The sequence below is a fragment of the Sedimentitalea nanhaiensis DSM 24252 genome (assembly GCF_000473225.1).
Taxonomy (GTDB): Bacteria; Pseudomonadota; Alphaproteobacteria; order Rhodobacterales; family Rhodobacteraceae; genus Sedimentitalea; species Sedimentitalea nanhaiensis.
In genome coordinates this window covers 1,661,185-1,683,157 of record NZ_KI421509.1, presented here as the reverse complement: position 1 = coordinate 1,683,157, position 21,973 = coordinate 1,661,185, and the positions used below count along the sequence as shown (strand labels likewise).

Sequence of the window (21,973 nt, the reverse complement as noted above, 5' to 3'; positions counted from 1 at the left end):
CAAACGAACTAGGAGACAATCAATATGTCTGCAAAAGACGTCAAATTCGACACCGATGCCCGCAATCGCATGCTTAAGGGTGTCAACATCCTGGCCGATGCGGTCAAGGTGACTTTGGGCCCCAAGGGCCGCAACGTGGTGATCGACAAATCCTTTGGCGCACCGCGCATCACCAAGGACGGTGTAACCGTTGCCAAGGAAATCGAACTGGAAGAAAAGTTCGAGAACATGGGCGCGCAGATGGTGAAAGAAGTCGCCAGCCGCACCAATGACGAAGCCGGCGACGGAACCACCACCGCGACCGTTCTGGCCCAGGCCATTGTCAAGGAAGGCCTGAAATCGGTTGCCGCCGGCATGAACCCGATGGATCTTAAGCGTGGCATCGATCTGGCCACCGCCAAGGTCGTCGCAGAAATCAAAGCCGCTTCGCGCGAAGTCAATGACAGCGCCGAAGTCGCCCAGGTCGGCACCATCTCGGCCAATGGCGAAGCCGAAATCGGCCAGCAGATCGCCGATGCGATGCAGAAAGTCGGCAACGAAGGTGTGATCACCGTCGAAGAGAACAAAGGTCTGGAAACCGAGACCGATGTCGTCGAAGGCATGCAGTTCGACCGTGGCTATCTGAGCCCCTATTTTGTCACCAACGCCGACAAGATGACCGTCGAGCTGGAAGACTGCATGATCCTGCTGCACGAGAAGAAACTGTCTTCGCTGCAGCCCATGGTTCCGCTGCTGGAGTCGGTTATCCAGTCACAGAAACCGCTGTTGATCATTGCCGAGGACGTCGAAGGCGAAGCCTTGGCAACTCTGGTTGTCAACAAACTGCGTGGCGGTCTGAAAATCGCTGCTGTCAAGGCACCGGGCTTTGGCGATCGCCGCAAGGCGATGCTGCAGGATCTGGCCATTCTGACCGGTGGTCAGGTGATCAGCGAAGATCTGGGCATGAAGCTGGAAAATGTCACGATCGACATGCTGGGCAGCGCCAAGAAAGTGTCGATCACCAAGGACGAGACCACCGTTGTCGACGGTTCCGGCGAAAAAGCCGAAATCGAAGCACGTGTGTCCCAGATCCGTCAGCAGATCGAAGAGACCACCAGCGACTACGACCGTGAAAAGCTGCAGGAACGCGTTGCCAAACTGGCAGGTGGTGTGGCTGTGATCCGCGTTGGCGGCATGACCGAAGTCGAAGTGAAAGAGCGCAAGGACCGCGTGGACGATGCCCTGAACGCGACCCGTGCGGCCGTGCAGGAAGGTATCGTTGTGGGCGGCGGTGTCGCTCTGGTTCAGGCCGGCAAAAAGCTGGAAGGCCTGGAAGGCGCGAACAACGACCAGAACATCGGTATCCGTATCGTGCGCAAGGCGCTGGAAGCACCTCTGCGTCAGATCGCCGAAAACGCCGGTGTCGACGGTTCTGTTGTCGCAGGCAAGATCCGTGAAAGCGACGACCCCAAGTTCGGCTTTAACGCGCAGACCGAAGAATACGGCGACATGTTCGCATTCGGTGTCATCGACCCGGCCAAAGTTGTGCGCACTGCACTGCAGGACGCCGCTTCGATTGCTGGCCTTCTGATCACCACCGAAGCGATGGTTGCAGACCGTCCGCAGAAGGAAGGCGCAGGCGCTGGCGGCATGCCCGACATGGGCGGCATGGGCGGCATGGGCGGCATGATGTAACTCAGCCGTTTCCTGACGGAACGATTTCTGAAGAGGGGCCAACTGGCCCCTCTTTTTTATTGAGACGCGGTTGTACGTTGCCTTTCGGCGCAGGCCCGGTACGATCTGATCAGGTGGCGAAAAGGCGGATGGAAATGGAAAAACGGTCCTTGTTTCGTGCGTTGCATGACGAAGAGGGATGTTTCATCATTCCCAACCCCTGGGACACCGGAACGGCGTGCATCCTGCAGGCGTTGGGTTTTCGCGCCTTGGCAACCACCAGTGCCGGCATGGCGTTTTCATTGGGGTTGCGAGAAGGGCAGGCCTCGCGGGATCAGGTTCTTGCGCATTGCAAACAGATCGTTTCCGCAACCGGGCTGCCCGTGTCGGCGGATCTGGAACACGGGTTTGGACACAGTCCCGAAAGCGCGGCGGAAACCATCCGCGCCGCCGCGGCGGTCGGACTCGCGGGCGGTTCTCTGGAGGATCATACGGGCGATCCGGACGATCCAATTTATGAACTGGATCTGGCCGTCGAGCGCATTGCCGCGGCGGCACAGGCCCGTGATGAGCTGCGGGAGGATTTTGTACTGACAGCGAGGTGTGAGAATTTTCTTTGGGACCGACCGGACCTGGACGATACGATCCGCCGTTTGCAGGCCTATCAAGAGGCCGGTGCGGATGTACTGTATGCGCCGGGTTTGCGCGACCTGGCGACGATTGGCAACGTCTGTTCCAGCCTGTCCAAACCGGTGAATGTCCTCATGGGAATGCCGGACGCCACGCACTCTGTTGAAGATTTGGCGCGGGCAGGGGTGAAACGCATCAGTGTCGGGTCGGCGTTGGCGCGGCTCGCCTTTGGTGCTTTTGCCCGCGCGGCACAGGATATGCAGGCGACCGGCCGATTTGCGTTTACAGATGAGGCAATGGGGTTTGTCGAGTTGGAAGAATTCTTTCCGCCCCTGACCTGAGTTTACAGGCGGCGTAACACATCAAGGGGTTGGCATCTCAGGGCAAACGAGCAAGAAATATGCGACAGCGCCTGACAAAAGCATAGGGCGGAACATCGTTGCGCAAGAGCTTTCAGGTTAAAGACAAAAAAAGGGCCCCGAAAAACGAGGCCCTTAAAATTGGTTCAACTCACTGTCGCGTCACATGTTGATGTGATCGCCCAGAGCGACCATGTCGGCCAGCAATTTTGCGGCGTCGTCCACGGGGCCAGGTTCGTTTTTGAACTTTTCCTTGGCGGCGTCATGTGCCACGCGGGCATCTTCGATCATTTCATCGATATGGACGCGCGTCACCTCGGTCAGCGGGATCGCCTTTTCGGCCAGGACCGACAGGCTGGTTGCGTTGATTTCGGCAAACCCACCGGAGACGACGTATTCCGACGTTCCGCTGGGGGTTTCCACACGCAGAACGCCAGGGCGCAGCGTGGTGATGACAGGGGCATGATCAGGCATCGCCGTCATGTCTCCATCCGCACCGGGAATCAGGACCGCGCTGACCTGGAGCGAAGCCAGGCTTCGCTCTGGGCTGACGAGATCGAATTGCATTGTATCTGCCATCAGGCTGCTCCTCAGGCTGCGTCGGCGGCCATACGCTCGGCTTTGGCAATCACTTCGTCGATGCCGCCAACCATATAGAAGGCACCTTCGGGCAGGTGATCGTACTCACCGGCGACAACCGCCTTGAACGAGGCAATGGTGTCTTCCAGCGGCACCTGAACGCCGGGCGAACCGGTGAACACCTGTGCCACATCGAACGGCTGGGACAGGAAACGCTGAATCTTCCGTGCGCGGGTCACGGTCAGCTTGTCCTCTTCGGACAGTTCATCCATCCCGAGGATGGCGATGATGTCCTGCAGCGACTTGTAGCGCTGGAGGGTTTGCTGAACGTCGGAAGCCACTTTGTAATGCTCTTCGCCCAGAACCGCCGGGTCCATCAGACGCGAGGTCGAATCCAGCGGGTCGACGGCGGGGTAGATGCCCAGCTCGGAAATCGCCCGAGAGAGAACCGTGGTGGCATCAAGGTGCGCAAACGACGTGGCTGGCGCGGGGTCGGTCAAGTCGTCCGCAGGCACGTAGATCGCCTGCACCGAGGTGATCGAACCGGCCTTGGTCGAGGTGATGCGTTCCTGCAGGGCACCCATGTCGGTGGCCAGGGTCGGCTGATAACCCACGGCCGAGGGGATGCGGCCCAGCAGGGCGGACACTTCGGAACCGGCCTGGGTAAAGCGGAAGATGTTGTCGACAAAGAACAGAACGTCGGTTCCGGACTGGTCGCGGAACTGCTCGGCCAGGGTCAGGCCGGTCAGGGCGACACGGGCACGGGCTCCCGGAGGCTCGTTCATCTGGCCGTAAACCAGGGCAACCTGGGACTCTTCCAGATTGTCCGGCTTGATCACGTTGGATTCGATCATCTCGTGGTAGAGGTCGTTGCCTTCGCGGGTTCGTTCACCGACACCGGCGAAAACCGAGAAGCCCGAGTGCACCTTGGCGATGTTGTTGATCAGTTCCATGATCAGAACCGTCTTGCCCACACCGGCCCCGCCGAACAGGCCGATCTTGCCGCCCTTGGAGTAGGGGGCCAGCAGGTCCACGACTTTGATGCCGGTCACGAGGATTTCGGACTCGGTGGATTGCTCGGAGAATGCCGGTGCTTCGGCGTGAATTGGACGGTACTCTTCGGCGTTGACCGGGCCACCTTCGTCGACGGGCTCTCCGACCACGTTCAGGATACGGCCCAGGGTGGCGTTGCCAACCGGAACCATGATCGGACCGCCGGTGTCGGTCACTTCGGCGCCGCGTACCAGACCTTCGGTTGCATCCATCGCGATGCACCGCACGGTGTTTTCGCCAAGGTGCTGGGACACTTCCAGCACCAGTTTCTTACCATTGTTTTCGGTGTTCAGCGCGTTCAGAATTTCGGGCAGGTGGTCGCCGAACTGAACGTCCACCACGGCGCCGATGACCTGGGTCACTTTGCCTTTTGCGTTTGCCATGTGTTTGTCTCCGGTTCTCTAGAGCGCTTCCGCGCCCGAAATAATTTCGATAAGCTCGTTGGTGATCACGGCCTGACGCGAGCGGTTGAACTCGATCGTCAACTTGTCGATCATCTCGCCGGCATTGCGGGTGGCGTTGTCCATTGCAGACATCCGGGCACCCTGTTCGCTGGCACCGTTTTCGAGCAGAGCGGCAAAGATCTGCGTCGCTACACCGCGCGGCAGAAGATCGGCCAGGATCGCTTCTTCGTCCGGTTCGTAGTCGTAGACCGTGCTGGCCCCGGCATCCTCGGGGGCCTCAAAGGCTGCCGGGATGATCTGTTGGGCCGTGGGGTTCTGGGTGACCACGTTGACGAATTTCGCGTAGAAGATCGTCGCGACGTCGAATTCTCCTGCATCAAACCGTGCCAGCACTTCTTTGGCGACGGCCTGTGCATCGGTATAGGCGACGCGCTTGATGTCGGACATGTCTACGTGATGCACGAATTTATCAGAAAAATCGCGCTTCAACGAGTCACGGCCCTTTTTGCCGACGGTCAGGATCTTGACCGTTTTGCCCGCCGCGATCAGTCGCTGGGCCTTGACGCGGGCGAGCTTGGCGATGTTGCCGTTGAAACCGCCGCAAAGACCGCGCTCGGCGGTCATCACGATCAACAGGTGAACCTGATCGCTGCCGGTGCCACTGAGCAGCTTGGGCGCGGAATCGGAATTCCCCACCGAGGCGGCCAGTTGCCCCATCACAGCGTTGAAGCGCTCTGTATAGGGGCGTGACTGTTCGGCACTTTCCTGCGCGCGGCGAAGTTTCGCCGCGGCAACCATTTGCATGGCTTTTGTGATCTTGCGAGTCGATTTCACGCTCGCAATCCGGTTTTTTAGGTCCTTTAGATTTGGCATCTGACAGGCCCCTTATGCGAAATCGGCGGCGAATTCGTCGAGAGCTGTTTTGACCTTCTCTTCGGCATCCCCTTTGATCTTGGGGTCTTCGTCGGTGATGTACTGCAGCAGATCGGCGTGCTTTCCGCGCAGATGCGCCAGGAGGCCCGCTTCAAACCGACCGACGTCGCCAACCGAGATCTTGTCGAGATATCCCTTGGTCCCGGCAAAGATCACGCAGACGATCTCGGCGTTGGTCAGTGGGGAATACTGGGGCTGCTTCATCAGTTCGGTCAGGCGCGCACCGCGGTTCAGCAACTGCTGTGTCGCGGCATCCAGATCCGATCCGAACTGCGCAAAGGCCGCCATCTCGCGATACTGCGCCAGTTCCAGTTTCACCGGACCAGCAACGGATTTCATGGCATTGGTCTGAGCCGACGAACCCACGCGCGAAACGGAAAGACCGGTGTTCACAGCAGGGCGGATCCCCTGGAAGAAAAGTTCGGTTTCCAGAAAGATCTGGCCGTCGGTGATCGAGATAACGTTGGTCGGGATAAAGGCCGACACGTCGCCACCCTGGGTTTCGATGATCGGCAGAGCCGTCAACGATCCGGCACCATTGTCTTCGTTCAGCTTGGCCGAACGTTCCAGCAGGCGGGAGTGCAGATAGAAAACGTCGCCAGGATAGGCTTCGCGTCCGGGCGGACGACGCAGCAGCAGCGACATCTGGCGGTAGGCCACGGCCTGTTTGGACAGGTCATCGTAGATTATCAGGGCGTGACGGCCATTGTCACGGAAATGCTCGGCCATGGCGGTCGCGGCATAAGGAGCCAGAAACTGCAGAGGTGCCGGCTCGGAGGCGGTGGCGGCCACGACGATTGAATAGGGCATCGCGCCGTTTTCTTCCAGCTTTTTCACCAGCTGAGCAACGGTCGAACGCTTCTGGCCGATGGCAACGTAAACGCAGTACAATTTCTTGGACTCGTCGTCGCCTGCAGCGTCGTTATAGACTTTCTGGTTCAGGATGGTGTCCAGTGCCACGGCGGTTTTGCCGGTCTGGCGGTCACCAATGATCAGTTCGCGCTGGCCACGGCCGATCGGAATCATGGCGTCGACCGATTTCAAGCCGGTCGCCATCGGTTCGTGAACCGATTTACGCGGGATGATGCCCGGTGCCTTGACGTCGGCAACGCCGCGCTTGTCGGTGTTGATCGGGCCTTTGCCGTCAATCGGGTTGCCCAAGCCATCGACGACGCGCCCCAGCAGCTCGTCGCCAATCGGAACGTCCACGATCGAGTTGGTCCGCTTGACAACGTCGCCTTCCTTGATGTCCCGGTCAGAGCCAAAGATCACCACACCGACGTTGTCGCTCTCCAGGTTCAGGGCCATACCCTGAATGCCACCGGGGAATTCGACCATTTCGCCGGCCTGAACATTGTCGAGGCCATAAACGCGTGCGATACCGTCGCCGACGCTCAGCACGCGGCCCACTTCGGCCACCTCGGCTTCCTGACCAAAGTTTTTGATCTGGTCTTTCAGGATCGCAGAAATCTCTGCAGCTTGGATACCCATTTATCCGACCTCTTTCATTGCATTCTGGAGGGAGTTGAGCCGCGAGCGGATCGAGGTATCGATCATCTTCGAACCCACTTTGACGACAAGACCGCCGATGAGGCTTTCATCGACGGTCGCATTGATGGTGACGGTCTTGCCGATGCGCTCTTTCAGCGTCGCGGCCAGTTTCTCGGACTGCGTCTTGGTCAACGCCTTGGCGCTCACGACGTCGGCGGTGACTTCGCCGCGTTCGTCGGCAAGCTGTTCGCGCAGGGCGACGATCAGTTGCGGGACCACGAACAGACGACGTTTTTGCGCCATCAGTGCCAGCAATTGGGCCAGCACCGGGGCCAGAGTCATCTTTTTGGCGACGGCGGTGATCGCGGCCTCCTGCTCGCTGCGCGAAATCAGCGGCGAGTGGATCAGATTGCGCAGATCTGGACTCTCGGACAACGCAGTTGCCAAATCGTTCAGGCTGGCTTCCAGGCCGTCGAGGTTCTTGTTCTCTTGCGCGATCTCAAAGATCGCGGTGGCATAGCGCGCGGCTATGCCTGCGGAAATCGAAGCTGGTTCGGACACGTCCACCCTTCCGATATTTGGCCCCGGTTTGCCGCATGCGCAGCAGTATCCGAGGGCGTGAAGAGACCCTGCAGGACAGCAGGGCGGCAAAATCAGCGTGGATGTAGCAGAGCAGACCCTCGCCCGCAACATCCTATAGCGATAATGGCGCAACCCATTATCGTTGTATTTGAGTGGCTTAGTGAAACTGCGACGGTTTGCGCCTGATCGGCGCGACAAAAAATGCAGATATCCCGCAGGTTTGTGCGATTCCTGAGGCCCGGTTCTTGTACCTGGGCGGGGCAATGCCCAGTTAAATTTGCCGGATGCCGCACATGACGGCGCTAGGCACCAGCCGGCTCGGCCAGTCCTTTGAGCGCCTTGATCGGCTGTTTGGCGATCTCCCTTATGATGGTGCCAGCCGGCGGTTGCACACGTTTGCTGGCCTCGACCATGAACACGCCGCCGGGCAGCACGCGGGGAAGACGGCCGCCATATTTTTCGAACAGCGGTCCGGATTTCAGCCAGAACCGGCGGCTGGACGGGGGTTGAAACAAGGCTGCCGCGTGGCGTTCGGGCAGGAACTGGTGTTGTTTCAGTTGCGTTTCCAACTGCCCCAGCGTGTAGGGCCGCCCATATCCGAATGGTGTTTGGTCGCTGCGCGACCACAACCCGGCGCGGTTGGGCACGATGAACAGGGCCTTGCCGCCCGGACCCAGAACCCGAAAACACTCTTCAAGCAGCCGCGAGGGGCGTTCCGAGGTTTCCAACCCGTGCATCATCACCAACTTGTCCACATGCCCGGTCTCGATCGGCCACAGGGTTTCCTCGGCAAGAACCGACACGTTGGGCATGCCCGCGGGCCAGGGCATCACGCCCTGCGGGCCGGGCATCAGCGCGATTACCCGCCTCGCTTCGGCCAGATAGGGGCGCAACAGCGGCACCGCAAAACCAAAGCCGACCACGGTCTGACCCTTGGCTTCGGGCCACAGTTTCAGCAGCCGCCCCCGAACCGAGGCCTGCGCCGCACGGCCCAGGGTGCTCCGGTAATAGAAGTTGCGGAGATCTTGAACATCAAGATGCATTGCGAGCGTCCGTTGGATCAGCCAAGCTTGCCTCTAACCTAGCAAAGAACGGATAAAAGACCATGCCTCTCGAAATTCTTACCATTCCCTGCCTTAGCGACAACTATGCGTTTCTGGCACATGATGCGACCAGTGGCGACACCGCATTGATCGATGTCCCAGAGGCGGCTCCTATTCTGGCAGAGTTGAAGGCGCGCGGTTGGCGGCTGACCCACGTTCTGCTGACCCATCATCACGCCGACCATGTTCAAGGGGTGGGTGCGGTGCTGGCGGAACATGACGCCATTGTTATTGGTGCGGCGGCGGATGCGCATCGCCTGCCATCGCTGGACATCGCGGTAACCGAGGGCGACAGCGTGAAGATCGGCCAGGACACCGGGCGAGTCATCGAGGTGCCGGGCCATACCGTGGGGCACATTGCCTTTCATTTTCCCGACAGCCACGCCGTATTCACCGCCGACAGCCTGATGGCCCTGGGCTGCGGGCGGCTATTTGAGGGGACGGCCCTGCATATGTGGGAGTCGTTGTCCAAACTCGCGGCCCTACCTGAAGATACCGTGGTCTATTCCGGCCATGAATACACGCAGGCCAACGGTGCTTTTGCAATGACGATCGAGCCGGACAACGCCGATCTGGCCGCGAGGGTGCAAGAAATTGCGGTGAAACGTGACAACGGTCAGCCCACTGTGCCTTCGGAACTGGCGGTGGAATTGGCCACAAACCCGTTCCTGCGCGCCGCTGTGCCGTCGGTTCAGGCCAATATCGGTATGGTCGGTGCGGATCCGGTTGCCGTTTTTGCGGAGATTCGCGACCGAAAAGACCGCTTTTGATGCTGTCTTTCTGGACGTCAAGGCTTCGGTCACGCGTTTTGTGACCGAAAAATGAAAGAAAAACCTTGAAGCTGGGGCGTGATCAACCAAACTCTAATACTATGAGGACATGGTTGGTCCAGGGGCGCAGCAACGATTTGCTTCCCACCCGACCCAGACAAGAAGGAGCACGCCGGTGCCTTCATTCTCGAGCACACTAGAACAGGCCATTCATGCCGCGCTTGCGCTGGCAAATGAACGGCGCCACGAATTTGCAACGCTGGAGCATTTGCTGCTGGCGTTGTTGGACGAACCGGACGCGACCCGGGTGATGAAGGCCTGCAGCGTCGATCTGGGGGAATTGCGAAACACCTTGGTTGAGTTCGTCGACGAGGATCTCTCAAATCTGGTTACTGATATCGACGGCTCCGAAGCGGTGCCGACAGCAGCATTCCAGCGAGTCATCCAGCGTGCCGCGATCCATGTCCAATCCTCCGGGCGGACCGAAGTGACCGGTGCCAACGTACTGGTTGCCATCTTTGCTGAGCGCGAAAGCAATGCGGCTTATTTCCTGCAGGAACAGGAAATGACGCGATATGATGCGGTGAATTTCATTGCCCACGGGGTTGCCAAAGATCCCGCGTTTGGCGAATCCCGACCAGTCTCTGGCGCGCCGGAGCCCGAGGAGGAAATACAGGGCGTTACCGAGGGTGAAAAGAAGGAAAGCGCTCTGGCGAAATACTGTGTCGATCTGAATGCCAAATCGCGCGAAGGTGACATCGACCCGTTGATCGGACGCAATGAAGAGGTTGAACGCTGCATTCAGGTGCTGTGTCGCCGTCGCAAGAACAACCCCCTGTTGGTGGGCGATCCGGGCGTTGGCAAGACGGCTATCGCCGAGGGGCTGGCGCGCAAGATCGTAGCCGGTGAAACGCCCGAGGTACTGGCAAAAACCACTATCTTTTCGCTCGACATGGGGGCCTTGTTGGCCGGGACCCGGTATCGGGGCGATTTCGAAGAACGTCTCAAAGCGGTGGTGAACGAGTTGGAAGATCATCCCGATGCGGTGCTGTTCATTGACGAGATCCATACGGTGATCGGCGCCGGGGCCACGTCGGGAGGGGCGATGGACGCCAGCAACCTGCTGAAACCGGCCTTGCAGGGCGGCAAGCTGCGCACCATGGGCTCGACCACCTACAAGGAGTTCCGCCAGCACTTTGAAAAAGACCGTGCGCTCAGCCGCCGGTTTCAAAAGATCGATATCAACGAGCCGTCGGTCGAGGATACCGTGAAGATCCTGAAGGGGCTGAAGCCCTATTTCGAAGAGCATCACCGGGTCAAATATACCGCTGACGCGGTGAAAACCGCAGTGGAACTGGCGGCGCGCTATATCAACGACCGCAAGCTGCCCGATAGCGCCATCGACGTGATCGACGAGGCCGGCGCGGCGCAGCACCTGGTGGTTGCCGCCAAACGTCGCAAGACCATCGGCACCAAGGATGTGGAAGCCGTTGTTGCCAAGATTGCCCGCATACCGCCCAAGAATGTCAGCAAAGACGATGCTGAGGTTCTCAAGGATCTGGAAAAATCGCTCAAGCGCGTGGTGTTCGGGCAGGACAATGCAATCGAGGCCCTGTCCAGTGCGATAAAGCTGTCCCGTGCGGGGCTGCGCGAGCCGGAAAAACCGATTGGCAATTACCTGTTCGCCGGTCCGACCGGAGTGGGCAAGACCGAAGTGGCGAAACAGCTTGCTGATACGCTGGGCGTCGAACTGCTGCGCTTTGACATGTCCGAATATATGGAAAAGCACGCGGTCAGCCGTCTGATCGGTGCGCCTCCGGGCTATGTCGGGTTTGATCAGGGCGGTATGTTGACCGACGGTGTCGACCAGCACCCACATTGCGTGCTTTTGCTGGATGAGATCGAAAAGGCGCACCCGGATGTCTATAATATCCTGTTGCAGGTGATGGATCATGGCGAGCTGACCGATCACAATGGGCGGACTGTCAGTTTCCGTAACGTGGTCTTGATCATGACCAGTAACGCGGGTGCCGCCGAACAGGCGCAATCAGCCATCGGTTTTGGTCGCGATCGGCGCGAGGGAGAGGACACGGCCGCGATTGAGCGGACGTTTACACCCGAATTCCGCAACCGTCTGGACGCCGTGATCTCGTTTGCTCCGTTGCCCAAGTCGGTGATCTTGCAGGTGGTGGAGAAGTTCGTTCTGCAACTCGAAGCGCAGTTGATGGATCGCAACGTGACTATCGAGCTGACAAAGCCGGCGGCTGAATGGCTGGCGGACAAGGGCTATGACGACAAGATGGGTGCCCGCCCGCTGGGTCGTGTGATCCAGGAACACATCAAGAAGCCGCTGGCCGAGGAACTGTTGTTCGGCAAGCTCGCCAAAGGCGGTGTGGTCAAGGTGGGCATGAAGGATGGCCAGTTGGATTTGCGGATTGACGGGCCGGACAAGCCTCGCCTGTCGGGCAACAAACCGCCGCTGCTGACGGCAGACTAATGCGTGCGGCGCTGATCGCCGTTACCCTTTCGCTCGCCGCACCGATTGCGGCGAGCGAGTTTTTCTTGGGGTTTCCCGTCGACTGCACGCTTGGGCAAACCTGCCATATCCAACACCTGATGGATCGAGACGCAGGGCCGGGTGCCCGAGACTTCCAATGCGGCAACTTGACGTATGACGGCCACAAAGGAACCGATTTTGCGCTGCAGACCCTGGTCGACATGCAGCGCGGTGTAAACGTTCTGGCCGCTGCGGCCGGAACCGTTGCAGCCACACGTGACGATATGCCGGATGTGGAATACGACCCCGCGAAGGACGATCTTGTCAGCGGCAAGGAATGCGGCAACGGGTTGGTGATCCGCCATCCCGAAGGGTGGGAAACGCAGTATTGTCACATGAAGTCTGGCTCGGTTTTGGTTAGCCCCGGCGATAGGGTCGATCGCGGCACCGTGCTGGGTCAGGTCGGCCTGAGCGGAAAAACCACCTTTCCACACCTGCATCTGTCGCTTCGCAAAGACGGGCAAAAGACAGACCCATTCGATGTTGGGGGCGATGGATCCTGCGGCGCAACAGCCGAATCGATCTGGTCGGAGACACCGCCATATGTCCCCGGTGGGCTGATTTTGGTGGGGTTTGCGGATCGGATGCCGAGATATGATGCGGTCAAGGCCGGTCAAGCCGCAATGAAGAACATGCCCAGAGATGCCGGGGCTTTGGTTCTGTTTGGCCTTGCCTATGGTGGCCATGCCGGGGACCAGATCGAACTGCAGGTCACCGGTCCCGAGGGGGCGGTCATCTCGGAAAAGGTCACTTTGACGCGAAATCAGGCGCAGTTCTTTCGAGCTGCCGGTAAACGGGTGGGTGTTTCAGGTTGGCCTATCGGCATCTACACGGGCACGGTTCGTATTGTGCGTGATGCCAAAGAACTCGATCGCCAAAAGGTGCAGATGACCATAAGATGACAGCTATTTCTCGGTCAACTTCAACTCGATCCGCCGATTCTGAGCCCGCGCCTCGGGCGTGTCGGCGGGATTGACGGGCTGGAACTGACCGAACCCGTTGGCCGACAATCGTTGCGGAGGGATGCCTAACGCGTCAACCATATAGCGCACCACCGATAGGGCCCGGCCCTGACTGAGTTCCCAATTGTCGCGGTATCGACCGCTGCTGAACATCGGCACGTTGTCTGTATGGCCATCGACCCGGATTACCCAGTCGAGCTCGGGGGGGATATCGGCGGCGACGCCGCGCAGGATGGCTGCGACTTTGGCGATTTCGGCCCGGCCTTCGGCTGAAATCACGGCCTGACCGGGTGCAAACAGTACTTCCGAAGAGAAAACGAACCGATCCCCTTCGATCCGCACGCCCTCTTGATTGCCCAGCACGTCGCGCAAACGGCCAAAGAATTCGGACCGATATCGTTCCAGATCCTGCGCTTGCGCCGTCAGTTCCTCGGCCTTGGCGGCCAGAGCGCGCGCTTCGGCCTCCAAACGTTTGCGCTCGGCCTCCTCGAGCATGCGCCGCTTGCGCTCTTCCGAGGCGGCACGGGCCAGCGCCGCGTTCAAATCCGAGCCTAGAGATTGCAGTTGCACTCTGGCCGACGCATCTCGTTCCTCGTAGTCATCCAACAGGGCCTGCAGCCCACCCAGCTGTTCGCGCAGCGCTGCAACTTGTTGGTTCAGGAGTGCAGTCTGGCGCTGTGCTTCGGCAGATATTTTCCGTTCTTCGGACAGGGTTTCGCGGGCCTGTGCAATCAGGGTCGCGCGTTGTTCGGCCAAAGCCCGAGCGGCATCGGCCCCCGTTTCAGACTCTTGCCGGGCGGTCAGGGCCGCAGCCAGTCGGGCCTGTAGAACTTCGCGCTCAGTGGGTGCGACCTGGGCCTGCTCCAGAGCTTCAAGCGCCTGTAGCAAACGTGCCTCTACCGAAGCGCGGTCAAGGGCGGTGGCCTCGGCGGTGTCGCGTGCTGCGGATATTTCCAAACGTGCACTGTCCAGTTCCGATTGCAGTTGGGCCTGAAGGGTTTTCGCCTTTGCCAGATCCTTGCGCAGCGCATTTTGTGCGGCGTCGCTCTCGGCCTCTTGCTGTGCCAACTGCGCTTCAAACGCGGCGCGGTTCTGTGCGCTCTCGTTCTGCAGTCGCGACAATTCCGCTTGAAGGTGTGTTTCGGTTTGCACGGTTTGCGCGCGCTGTCGGTCCAGTTCATTTTGCAGGGCATTGCGGGCCTCGGCGGCCTTGGTTCGTGCTGACGCCAGCTCGGCTTGCAAATCGGCCTGTGTTGTCGCGCTTGCGCGGCGCATCTGATCCAGTTCGGATTGCAATGCGTCGATGGTCCGGGCGTTCGCGGCTTCGCTGGACTGCAACTGGTTCAGAACGCGGGTGAGCCGGTCAACGAGTTCGTCCCGCGCGCCAGCCTCGGTTTTTGCCGCCGCAATTTGCGCCAATGCTTCGGTCAACTTGCCATCCAGCGTTTCGCGGGCGGTTTCGGCGGCCGCCAACAGGGTCAGGGTGTCCTCGGCATCCTTGCGCTGTGCTTCGAGCGACAGGGTCATGGCGGTCAGCTCCGCATCGGCATTTTCCAGCCGCCCGCGCAGCGCCTGGATCGCAGCGGCTTCGCTGAGGCGGGCGGCTTCCTCGGCGCTCAGGGCCTGTTGCAACTCCTGGACTTGCAAAGCCGTTTGCGCATCCTTTTGTTGCAGGTCGGCGACCATTGCCTCCAACGCTTCGCGACGGGCGGCTGCCAGACGGGCAGCCTCGGTCTGGGCGTCGATTTCCGTTCGGTTCTGGGCCAGGGCCAAGTTCAGCGCGTCCTGTTCGGACAGGAGAGCGGCGTTATCGGCCTGCGCCTGTTCGTGCCGTGCGGTCAGTTGGGCCAGGTTTTGTTCGGCCTGGTCGCGGTCCGCCAGAAGGCCGGCCACTTGGGCTTCGAAAGCCGTGATTTCGGTTTTTGCCGCGACCAGCTCCTGGGCCCGGCGATCCCGTTCTGCGGTCAGCCCGGCGATAACCGAAGTCTGGTCGGCAAGTTGGGTGCGGGCCTGGTCCAGATCGGTCTGTGCCTGGGTCAAGGTGCTGTTCAACGTACCAAGCCGCGCAGTCAACTGGTTGGACCGCCGCTCTTCCAGCCCAAGTGCGGTGGCCAGCGCGCTGACTTCGGCTGACAGCGAGTCCAGTTCGCTCTCTTGCCCCGAGATGGTTTCACGCAACACGAATTGCACCACCATGAAGATGGTCAGCAGGAACATCAGCACCAGCAGGAGCCCGGTCATCGCATCGACAAATCCGGGCCAGATCGAGGCCTGGAACCGGGCACCGGTGCGGCGGGACAGCGCCATGGCCTATTCCGCCGGTGTATCGCCCGGCGGCGGGCGACGAAGTTGAGCGGATGCGGCACGCGGACGGGCCAGGGATTTCACCAGCAGATCAATGTCCTTGCGAAGTTCGGCAAGGCTCTCTTGGCGCCCTGCCGAAATCTCTTCGAGGATGCGCAGCATCTGCACGTCGATTGACCGCAGCCGCATCCGGCTTTCGGCATCCATGCCTTCGCCCGGACCATGGGCGCGCAGGGTTTCGATCAGGGTTTCCTGTCCCACCGCAACCCGGTCCAGCGCTGTGGCGATGTTGTCGTTCTGATCCATCCGGGTGTTCATCTCGCCGATGGCATCGACCAGATCGCCCAGTTTCTGATCGACCACCGCACGGCTGGCATCGGATTGGGTGAACATTGTTTGCAGCGATTCCATCTGTTCGGCCATGTGATCCATCACGCCGGAAATGGCATTGGTATCGACGCCACCATCCTCTCCAGAGGAAAATCCGACGCGTGTGATCGAGGACAGCCACTCTTCGAGTTCGCGGTAGAATCGATTCTGACCGTGCCCCGCGAACAGTTCCAGCAGTCCGACAATCAGCGATCCGGCCAGCCCGAGCAGCGAACTGGCAAAGGCAACCCCCATACCTCCCAGTTGTTTCTCCAGACCGCTCATCAGGCGGTTGAACACGTCCAGGCCTTCTTCGCCCTCTTGTGGGGCCAGACTGCGGATGGTTTCAACCACCGCAGGGACGGTCGTTGCCAGCCCATAGAATGTCCCCAGAAGGCCCAGAAAGATCAGCAGATTGACGATATAGCGGGTGATGTCGCGTTCTTCGTCGATGCGGGTGGCGACGGAATCCAGAATCGACCGTGTCGACGAAGAACTCAGCTGCATCCGTGCGCCGCGCGAGCGCAACAGCGATGCCAGCGGTGCCAGCAGTTGCGGTGGCACCCCGTTGTCCGCCTCGCCGCTGGCGAAACGTTCGATCCAACGCACCGACCCGATTAGCTGAGTAACCTGATAGAACGTGGCCAACACGCCGACGACAAACACGAAAACGATAAAGCCGTTCAGATAAGGGTTGGCTTCGAACACCGGCAAGACGCGGGGCAAGGCGACAAATACGCCGAATCCGGCCAAGCCCAAGGCCGTCAGCATCATGAGAATCTGACGGACGGGTTGACTGAATTGCGGTCTGGGTTCGCGATCTGGCTGCGCCATGCGCCCTTTTCCTGACACGTGTCTGCTCTGCGTCCGAGTCTAACGAAAAAATCGAGTGTAGGCCAAGGGTTTATGCCACCAACGTCCGCACACGTGTGGCGAGCCAATCCAGATCGGGATCGCGCAGACCCATCGCCGCCAGATGGTCGGTGGTGTTGAACAGATACTCGGTATTGGGTCCGCGACCGCCCACGGCACGGGCAATGATATGGGCCTGCTCTTCGAGCGGCAATCCTCCACAATACTGCACATGGTGCGGATCGATCACATAGGTGACGGCTGTCACCGACTGGCCGTCCTGCAGCGTCACCGGCAGATCCTTTTCCAGATAGGCCGAAGAAATCAGCTCGCGCTCGCGCAGATAATCCAGAGTTCTGGCCTCGTGCCCAGGCGCCACGGCCAGTGCCAGTCCCTGACAGCACGCGCCCGCGACTTCGTCCAGCGCCAGCACCAGCCCAGGATCCGCTTCGGTGCCGCGATGGTGGATCGAACGCATGCAAAAGGACCGGGCATAATCGCCCAGTGTCGCAACCGAGCTGTGCGCCACTTCGAAACCGGGGTTCCACAGCAGCGAGCCATACCCGAAAACCCACATCGTCATTCATCTGGTCCTTGTTGGTTGCGCCCTATAAACAGCAAAGCGTGGGTCGGGAAAAGGGGCGAGGTCATGATCCGGCTGTTGAAATTGGGCGTGGCGGTGGGCCTGATCTGGTCGCTGTATTGGTATGGCGCTGCCTACAGCCTGCGTCAGGGAATATCTGGCTGGTTTCAGGTCCAGCAACAGCGCGGATGGCAGGCTGATTTTGCCGATATTTCGACCTCGGGCTATCCAATGCGCCATATCACCACACTGACCAGTCCGGCATTGGCCGATCCGTCCAACGGCACGGCATGGCGGGCCGACTGGCTGCATCTTGACAATCCGGCAATCTGGCCTGGTCGCCAAACGATTCAATTCCCACCCACTGCGCAGCGCCTGTCCTATTTCGATCGGACCGTAGTGTTGCAGGCCAAGGGGATGACAACGGATTTGCACCTGGCACCTGGCATCGACCTTCAGGTTCAGCGTCTGGCATTGAACTCGGGACCTTGGCAGATCGACGGCGCTGCGGGGCAGGTCGCCCAGGCGCAGGCATTGACGGTGTCAATGGTGCAGACCGATCAGCCCGAGACCTATCAGTTCGATGTCGTGGCGCCAGAATTCTCTCCGGGGGAATTTGCCCGGCGATCCGCCGGGTCCGACGCCGCCTTGCCAGACAGTTTTCAATCGTTGCAGTTGGACATGCAGGTCCGGTTCGATCGTCCCTGGGATCGTCGTGCGCTGGAAGATCGACGGCCGCAGCCGGTAGAGATCAACCTTAAACTGGGCCGGGCGGAATGGGGCGCGCTGTCTCTGTTTGCCACCGGCGCGGTGACGGTCGATGGCAACGGCGTGCCCACCGGCAGGATTGCATTCAAAGCCGAAAACTGGCGCGATATGCTGGCGGTTCTGCAGGGTTCCGGCGCGATTCCCCAGATTGCGCTGGAGCCAACAGCGAGGATTCTGAACATGCTGTCCAGTATCAGCGGCAATCCCAATGCGCTGGACGTCGAGTTGACTCTAAAGAATGGCAGGGTGAACTTGGGGCCGTTTCCCTTGGGACCGGCGCCCTTTATCTATTTGCGCTAAGCCGGATACGCCTTAGCGGCAGTATGGGCCGCTGCGATAACTGGCGGTGTCGAAATGGAAATGATCGCGATGAAAGCGATCCGATTTGGGACCCAGCGTCGTGCCAAACGGCCCGCAGGCGCGGCGATAGGCCTTTTGCAGCGGGCGCAATGTGGTGCCCTGGCCCCACCCTTTCAGTACTGTGATCACTTCGCCATCCCGCATGGTGAACGCCGACAGGTCGATGGCATTGCCTTTGCCATGCTCTGAAATGCGGGCCCCTTTCTGGTTGTTGCGGGTACGACAGGCATAGTGTGCCGCCACCTTCATCTCGACCACCGGGCCGCGTTGGCGAAAAGCGGGCTTTAGCCCCTTTTCAGTCCATTTTTGCAAGGCTATTGCTGTCTTGCAGTTCATCAGAGCCGGAGGATTCAGCCGTACGCCCGAGACTGCGGTGACCCGGACCGCATCCTGAATGCCGCACGCCTTGATTCGGCCTGGAACATAGCCAACGGTTTCTCCCTGGATTTCGATATCACCACAGACCGCACCCTTGCGGCGCAGTTTCCGCTTGGCCATGGCTTTGAGTTCAAGATCCCTGGGGCGCAGCCAAGGGCGTGGCGAGATTGCAGGAGACAGGAACGCCAGATCCGCGGGTCGTCTTTCTGCGAGGACGGCCTGTTCCGAAGGCGGGCGCAAATGCGGGCGCAACCGCGCCGCTGCGAAAAGCTGGGCCGCTTGCCGGGCGGCGGTATTGTAGATGGCGGCCTGTTGAGGTCGGGCCTTGGGGCGCAACGCGGTGTCGGGGGCCTGGGCGAGCATGGGCGCAGCCCACAGCGCCGCCAGCAAGGCCAACACCGCGCGCGTCACCGTCATTGGGTTGTCTTTTTGCGGCCAAAGTCAGGAGCATCGGTGTCCTGGCCCGCCTGAATGATGCCGCGCCGGATTGCGCGGGTGCGGGTGAAATAGTCATGAAGATGTTCGCCATCGCCAGTGCGGATGGCGCGTTGCAGCGCGAACAGTTCCTCTGTAAACCGCCCCAGGATTTCCAGAGTTGCCTCCTTGTTGTTCAAAAACACGTCGCGCCACATGGTTGGATCAGAGGCGGCAATGCGGGTGAAATCTCGGAATCCAGCGGCGGAATATTTGATCACCTCGCTGTCGGTGACGCGGCGCAGGTCATCGGCCACACCGACCATCGTGTAGGCGATCAGGTGCGGTGCGTGGCTGGTTACGGCCAGAACCAGATCGTGATGATCGGCCTCCATTTCATCGACATAGGCCCCCATCCCTTCCCACAGGGCACGCAGTTGCGCGACCGGAGCGTCGGGGGTGTCAGGGACCGGCACCAATATGCACCAGCGGTCGTCGAACAGTTCGGCAAAACCGCTTTCCGGGCCGGAATGCTCGGTTCCTGCCAGCGGGTGGGCCGGAACGAAATATACATCGTCAGGCAGGTGCGGGGCCACGGCTTCGATCACGGCGCGCTTCACCGACCCCACGTCGCTGACCGTTGCTCCGGGTTTGAGCCCCGGAGCGATATCACGCGCGACCTGTTCCATTGCCCCCACGGGTACGCAGAGTACAACCAGATCGGCGTCTTTCACGGCCTCGGCGGCACTGTCGCAGACCCGGTCGCACAGACCGATGCGCCGTGCGGTGTCGCGGGTGGCCTGGCCGCGGGCATAGCCGGTGACCTCGCCGGCCAGCCCGGCGCGCTTGATCGCCCAGAACATCGAAGAGGCGATCAGCCCGAGGCCGATAAGCGCCACACGGTTGTATATCTGGCTCATGCGGTGCCGCCTTTGAACGCAGCCACTGCGGCTGCGACCCGGCGACATGCGATTTCATCTCCGACCGTGATCCGTAGCGCATTGGGCAGGTTGTATCCTGCCACCCGGCGCACGATCAGGCCCTGGGTTTGCAGATAGGCGTCACAGGCCTCGGCCTCGGTCTGGCTGGCAAAGCGGGCGAGAATGAAATTGGCACAAGACGTATCCGAAGGCACGCCCAGTTCGGCCAGCGCCTTGGCCAGCCAGGCTCGCCAGCGGCTGTTCTGGGCGCGACAGTGTTCGACGTAATCGGTATCGCGAATCGCGGCTTCGGCGGCGAGAAGCGCGGTAGTCGACAGGTTGAAGGGGCCGCGCACCCGGTTCAGCACATCAATGATGGGCTGCGGGCCATAGCCCCAGCCAACGCGCAGCCCCCCCAGCCCGTAAAGCTTCGAGAAAGTCCGGGTCATCACCACGTTATCGCGCTCGGCGATCAGAGCGGCCCCGCCATCATACCCGTCGACGAATTCCGCATAAGCTCCGTCAAGCACCAAAAGTGCCTGTTGCGGCAACCCATCCGCCAGTCGCGCAATCTCGGCGGCACAGATCATGGTGCCGGTGGGGTTGTTGGGGTTGGCGACGAACACCAGTTTCGTCCGCTCTGTGCATCCGGCCAGCAACGCATCGACATCGGTGATCCGATCGCGTTCGCGCACCTCGACCGGGGTGGCCCCGGCCGCCAGTGCGCTGATGCGATACATGGCAAAGCCGTGTTCGGTGTGCAGAACTTCGTCGCCGGGTCCGGCATAGGCCTGGCACAGGAAGCTAATGATTTCGTCGCTGCCCGCGCCGCAGATGATCTGCTCCGGGTTCAGACCTGTCATCTCTCCAATGGCGGCGCGCAGAGGGGCGTGATCGGTGTTGGGATAGCGGTGAATTCCGGCGGCGCTGTTGCGCACGGCTTCAACCGCCTTTGGGCTTGGCCCCAAAGGATTTTCGTTGCTGGACAGTTTGATGACGTTTGCCACCCCGTCCACATGCGCGGCCCCGCCCTGATACAGGGCGATGTCCATGATACCGGGCTGCGGTGCGATGAGGCTCATGAAAGGGCTCCTTGAAAATCGCCTTTCTCATACCCTCTGACCGGGCCGGTGAAAAGCCGCAATGCTCAGGCGGCGTGGCTCTGCCATTTGAACCGGGCTGCGGTTGGATTGACCGGATAGTGCGCCGCGCGGTCTTTCGGTGTGCGGCTCAACTGGTTCAGGCTGTCGATGATGAACGGGACAGTGGTTTGGTTCATCAGATAGCTCAAGTTCAACCGCACCCAACCTGGTTTGCGCAGCTCCTTGCCCGCAGCGAGATCCGCGTGCAAGGCCTCGGACCCGATGCGGTTTATCCCCGCCCCGCAGCGTCAGGCGGGGTTGTCGCGCCAGCCGTCCAGCGCCATCCGGTTGAACCTGGCCTCGCGTTCTGCGATCTCGTTGGCCCCGACCGCATCCTTGACGACAAAGCAAAGTGCCGCACGGATGTCGCCTATCAGATTCGGGGTTCCGGCCTCTTCGCGCGCAGACAGATTGCTGGAATAGTCATGCCGCCAGGGCGAAACAAAGGACACGGTGCCCCCGCCGGGCCAGCATAGTCCCAGACCGAGCGCGCGTCATGCGCCCTGACCAACCGGTTCAGCCCGGCGGTGGCACCGGAACCGGCAAAAACCATCGCGTCGTCCTGATCAGCACCGACCGAACGTGGAATGTCATCCATGCCTGGCGGCGCAGATCGGTCATATATGCGCCGCAATAGGACGCCTCGGTGTGACTGTTGGCATAGTTAGGAAACACATGCGTTGCCACAAAATCTTCGACATGGCGCTGGGCGCGCTCCGACGCGACATAGTCGGCATAGACCAATGCAACGTTGTCGCGCAGGCCCGGAATCAGAACGTTCTCTCCGATCAGCCCATTTCGGAGGTT

The 21,973-nt window shown here is 60.4% G+C and carries 21 protein-coding genes; 6 read left to right on the top strand and 15 right to left on the bottom strand.

Translation table 11 applies throughout. The annotated features are described in order from the left end of the window. Window positions 1-24 precede the first annotated feature (24 nt). Both groL and NANH_RS0109930 read left to right on the top strand, forming a co-directional pair. Entirely contained in the window at window positions 25-1,674 is a 1,650-nt protein-coding gene (groL, locus tag NANH_RS0109935; protein WP_027261909.1) for a chaperonin GroEL, read from the top strand. 134 nt (window positions 1,675-1,808) lie between these two features. Continuing rightward, window positions 1,809-2,624 (top strand): isocitrate lyase/PEP mutase family protein, encoded by an 816-nt coding sequence (locus NANH_RS0109930; RefSeq protein ID WP_245601431.1) that lies wholly within the window; start codon window positions 1,809-1,811, stop codon window positions 2,622-2,624. A 180-nt stretch (window positions 2,625-2,804) separates the two neighbouring features. On the opposite strand, the gene NANH_RS0109925 is transcribed toward NANH_RS0109930, so the two are convergent. The 6 genes from NANH_RS0109925 to NANH_RS0109900 all read right to left on the bottom strand — a co-directional run bounded on the left by NANH_RS0109925 (window position 2,805) and on the right by NANH_RS0109900 (window position 8,727). After that, complete coding sequence (locus tag NANH_RS0109925) at window positions 2,805-3,221, bottom strand: F0F1 ATP synthase subunit epsilon (protein WP_027261907.1); 417 nt, start codon at window positions 3,219-3,221, stop codon at window positions 2,805-2,807. Window positions 3,222-3,232: 11 nt separating this feature from the next. Further along, window positions 3,233-4,657 (bottom strand): F0F1 ATP synthase subunit beta, encoded by a 1,425-nt coding sequence (atpD, locus tag NANH_RS0109920; RefSeq protein ID WP_027261906.1) that lies wholly within the window; start codon window positions 4,655-4,657, stop codon window positions 3,233-3,235. 18 nt (window positions 4,658-4,675) lie between these two features. After that, the gene (locus NANH_RS0109915; RefSeq protein ID WP_027261905.1) at window positions 4,676-5,551 is read right to left on the bottom strand and encodes a F0F1 ATP synthase subunit gamma; all 876 of its coding nucleotides are present in this window, start codon (window positions 5,549-5,551) and stop codon (window positions 4,676-4,678) included. 12 nt (window positions 5,552-5,563) lie between these two features. Further along, window positions 5,564-7,102, bottom strand: coding sequence for a F0F1 ATP synthase subunit alpha (gene atpA, locus NANH_RS0109910; protein WP_027261904.1), 1,539 nt, complete (start codon window positions 7,100-7,102; stop codon window positions 5,564-5,566). Then, a complete protein-coding gene (locus NANH_RS0109905) occupies window positions 7,103-7,663 on the bottom strand; it encodes a F0F1 ATP synthase subunit delta (RefSeq protein WP_027261903.1) in 561 nt (186 codons plus the stop codon). Between the two features lie 323 nt (window positions 7,664-7,986). Continuing rightward, on the bottom strand, window positions 7,987-8,727 hold the full coding sequence (locus NANH_RS0109900; protein ID WP_027261902.1) for a class I SAM-dependent methyltransferase: 741 nt from the start codon (window positions 8,725-8,727) through the stop codon (window positions 7,987-7,989). A 62-nt stretch (window positions 8,728-8,789) separates the two neighbouring features. On the opposite strand from NANH_RS0109900, the gene gloB reads away from it, so the two are divergent. The 3 genes from gloB to NANH_RS0109885 all read left to right on the top strand — a co-directional run bounded on the left by gloB (window position 8,790) and on the right by NANH_RS0109885 (window position 13,016). Continuing rightward, complete coding sequence (gene gloB, locus NANH_RS0109895; protein WP_027261901.1) at window positions 8,790-9,557, top strand: hydroxyacylglutathione hydrolase; 768 nt, start codon at window positions 8,790-8,792, stop codon at window positions 9,555-9,557. Between the two features lie 175 nt (window positions 9,558-9,732). Next, entirely contained in the window at window positions 9,733-12,054 is a 2,322-nt protein-coding gene (gene clpA, locus NANH_RS0109890) for an ATP-dependent Clp protease ATP-binding subunit ClpA (RefSeq protein ID WP_027261900.1), read from the top strand. Continuing rightward, window positions 12,054-13,016, top strand: a complete 963-nt coding sequence (locus NANH_RS0109885) for a M23 family metallopeptidase (protein ID WP_027261899.1) — start codon at window positions 12,054-12,056, stop codon at window positions 13,014-13,016. The genes clpA and NANH_RS0109885 overlap by 1 nt, the downstream gene beginning before the upstream one ends. A gap of 3 nt (window positions 13,017-13,019) precedes the next feature. Here NANH_RS0109885 and NANH_RS0109880 read toward each other — a convergent pair whose 3' ends face one another. The 3 genes from NANH_RS0109880 to NANH_RS0109870 form a co-directional block, all read right to left on the bottom strand. After that, window positions 13,020-15,383, bottom strand: a complete 2,364-nt coding sequence (locus NANH_RS0109880) for a peptidoglycan -binding protein (protein WP_027261898.1) — start codon at window positions 15,381-15,383, stop codon at window positions 13,020-13,022. A 3-nt stretch (window positions 15,384-15,386) separates the two neighbouring features. After that, entirely contained in the window at window positions 15,387-16,583 is a 1,197-nt protein-coding gene (locus tag NANH_RS25900) for a hypothetical protein (RefSeq protein WP_036050683.1), read from the bottom strand. A gap of 70 nt (window positions 16,584-16,653) precedes the next feature. Beyond that, complete coding sequence (locus NANH_RS0109870; protein WP_027261897.1) at window positions 16,654-17,184, bottom strand: gamma-glutamylcyclotransferase; 531 nt, start codon at window positions 17,182-17,184, stop codon at window positions 16,654-16,656. Between the two features lie 66 nt (window positions 17,185-17,250). Here NANH_RS0109870 and NANH_RS0109865 point away from each other — a divergent pair, with 66 nt between their 5' ends. Next, window positions 17,251-18,252 carry a DUF2125 domain-containing protein gene (locus tag NANH_RS0109865; RefSeq protein ID WP_027261896.1) on the top strand — a complete coding sequence of 334 codons (1,002 nt, stop codon included), beginning with the start codon at window positions 17,251-17,253 and terminating at the stop codon, window positions 18,250-18,252. Between the two features lie 12 nt (window positions 18,253-18,264). On the opposite strand, the gene NANH_RS0109860 is transcribed toward NANH_RS0109865, so the two are convergent. The 6 genes from NANH_RS0109860 to NANH_RS29675 all read right to left on the bottom strand — a co-directional run bounded on the left by NANH_RS0109860 (window position 18,265) and on the right by NANH_RS29675 (window position 21,910). Continuing rightward, a complete protein-coding gene (locus NANH_RS0109860) occupies window positions 18,265-19,107 on the bottom strand; it encodes an extensin-like domain-containing protein (RefSeq protein ID WP_027261895.1) in 843 nt (280 codons plus the stop codon). Then, complete coding sequence (locus NANH_RS0109855; RefSeq protein WP_027261894.1) at window positions 19,104-20,024, bottom strand: prephenate/arogenate dehydrogenase family protein; 921 nt, start codon at window positions 20,022-20,024, stop codon at window positions 19,104-19,106. Before NANH_RS0109855 ends, NANH_RS0109860 begins: the two co-directional genes overlap by 4 nt. Beyond that, on the bottom strand, window positions 20,021-21,106 hold the full coding sequence (gene hisC, locus NANH_RS0109850) for a histidinol-phosphate transaminase (RefSeq protein ID WP_027261893.1): 1,086 nt from the start codon (window positions 21,104-21,106) through the stop codon (window positions 20,021-20,023). Before hisC ends, NANH_RS0109855 begins: the two co-directional genes overlap by 4 nt. Before the next feature lie 65 nt (window positions 21,107-21,171). Continuing rightward, complete coding sequence (locus NANH_RS29685) at window positions 21,172-21,303, bottom strand: hypothetical protein (RefSeq protein ID WP_322786795.1); 132 nt, start codon at window positions 21,301-21,303, stop codon at window positions 21,172-21,174. 111 nt (window positions 21,304-21,414) lie between these two features. Beyond that, entirely contained in the window at window positions 21,415-21,618 is a 204-nt protein-coding gene (locus NANH_RS29680; RefSeq protein WP_027261891.1) for a hypothetical protein, read from the bottom strand. A gap of 64 nt (window positions 21,619-21,682) precedes the next feature. Beyond that, window positions 21,683-21,910 carry a hypothetical protein gene (locus NANH_RS29675; RefSeq protein ID WP_027261890.1) on the bottom strand — a complete coding sequence of 76 codons (228 nt, stop codon included), beginning with the start codon at window positions 21,908-21,910 and terminating at the stop codon, window positions 21,683-21,685. Window positions 21,911-21,973: the final 63 nt, after the last annotated feature.

Coding starts and splice junctions, on each gene's coding strand:
- NANH_RS0109930 (WP_245601431.1), top strand. CDS start 1,809: ATGGAAAAACGGTCCTTGTTTCGTGCGTTGCATGACGAAGAGGGATGT.
- atpA (WP_027261904.1), bottom strand. CDS start 7,102: ATGGGTATCCAAGCTGCAGAGATTTCTGCGATCCTGAAAGACCAGATC.
- NANH_RS0109865 (WP_027261896.1), top strand. CDS start 17,251: ATGATCCGGCTGTTGAAATTGGGCGTGGCGGTGGGCCTGATCTGGTCG.
- atpD (WP_027261906.1), bottom strand. CDS start 4,657: ATGGCAAACGCAAAAGGCAAAGTGACCCAGGTCATCGGCGCCGTGGTG.
- gloB (WP_027261901.1), top strand. CDS start 8,790: ATGCCTCTCGAAATTCTTACCATTCCCTGCCTTAGCGACAACTATGCG.
- NANH_RS0109915 (WP_027261905.1), bottom strand. CDS start 5,551: ATGCCAAATCTAAAGGACCTAAAAAACCGGATTGCGAGCGTGAAATCG.
- NANH_RS0109855 (WP_027261894.1), bottom strand. CDS start 20,024: ATGAGCCAGATATACAACCGTGTGGCGCTTATCGGCCTCGGGCTGATC.
- NANH_RS29685 (WP_322786795.1), bottom strand. CDS start 21,303: ATGAACCAAACCACTGTCCCGTTCATCATCGACAGCCTGAACCAGTTG.
- groL (WP_027261909.1), top strand. CDS start 25: ATGTCTGCAAAAGACGTCAAATTCGACACCGATGCCCGCAATCGCATG.
- hisC (WP_027261893.1), bottom strand. CDS start 21,106: ATGAGCCTCATCGCACCGCAGCCCGGTATCATGGACATCGCCCTGTAT.
- NANH_RS0109900 (WP_027261902.1), bottom strand. CDS start 8,727: ATGCATCTTGATGTTCAAGATCTCCGCAACTTCTATTACCGGAGCACC.
- NANH_RS0109925 (WP_027261907.1), bottom strand. CDS start 3,221: ATGGCAGATACAATGCAATTCGATCTCGTCAGCCCAGAGCGAAGCCTG.
- NANH_RS0109870 (WP_027261897.1), bottom strand. CDS start 17,184: ATGACGATGTGGGTTTTCGGGTATGGCTCGCTGCTGTGGAACCCCGGT.
- NANH_RS0109860 (WP_027261895.1), bottom strand. CDS start 19,107: ATGACGGTGACGCGCGCGGTGTTGGCCTTGCTGGCGGCGCTGTGGGCT.
- NANH_RS0109880 (WP_027261898.1), bottom strand. CDS start 15,383: ATGGCGCTGTCCCGCCGCACCGGTGCCCGGTTCCAGGCCTCGATCTGG.
- NANH_RS0109885 (WP_027261899.1), top strand. CDS start 12,054: ATGCGTGCGGCGCTGATCGCCGTTACCCTTTCGCTCGCCGCACCGATT.
- NANH_RS25900 (WP_036050683.1), bottom strand. CDS start 16,583: ATGGCGCAGCCAGATCGCGAACCCAGACCGCAATTCAGTCAACCCGTC.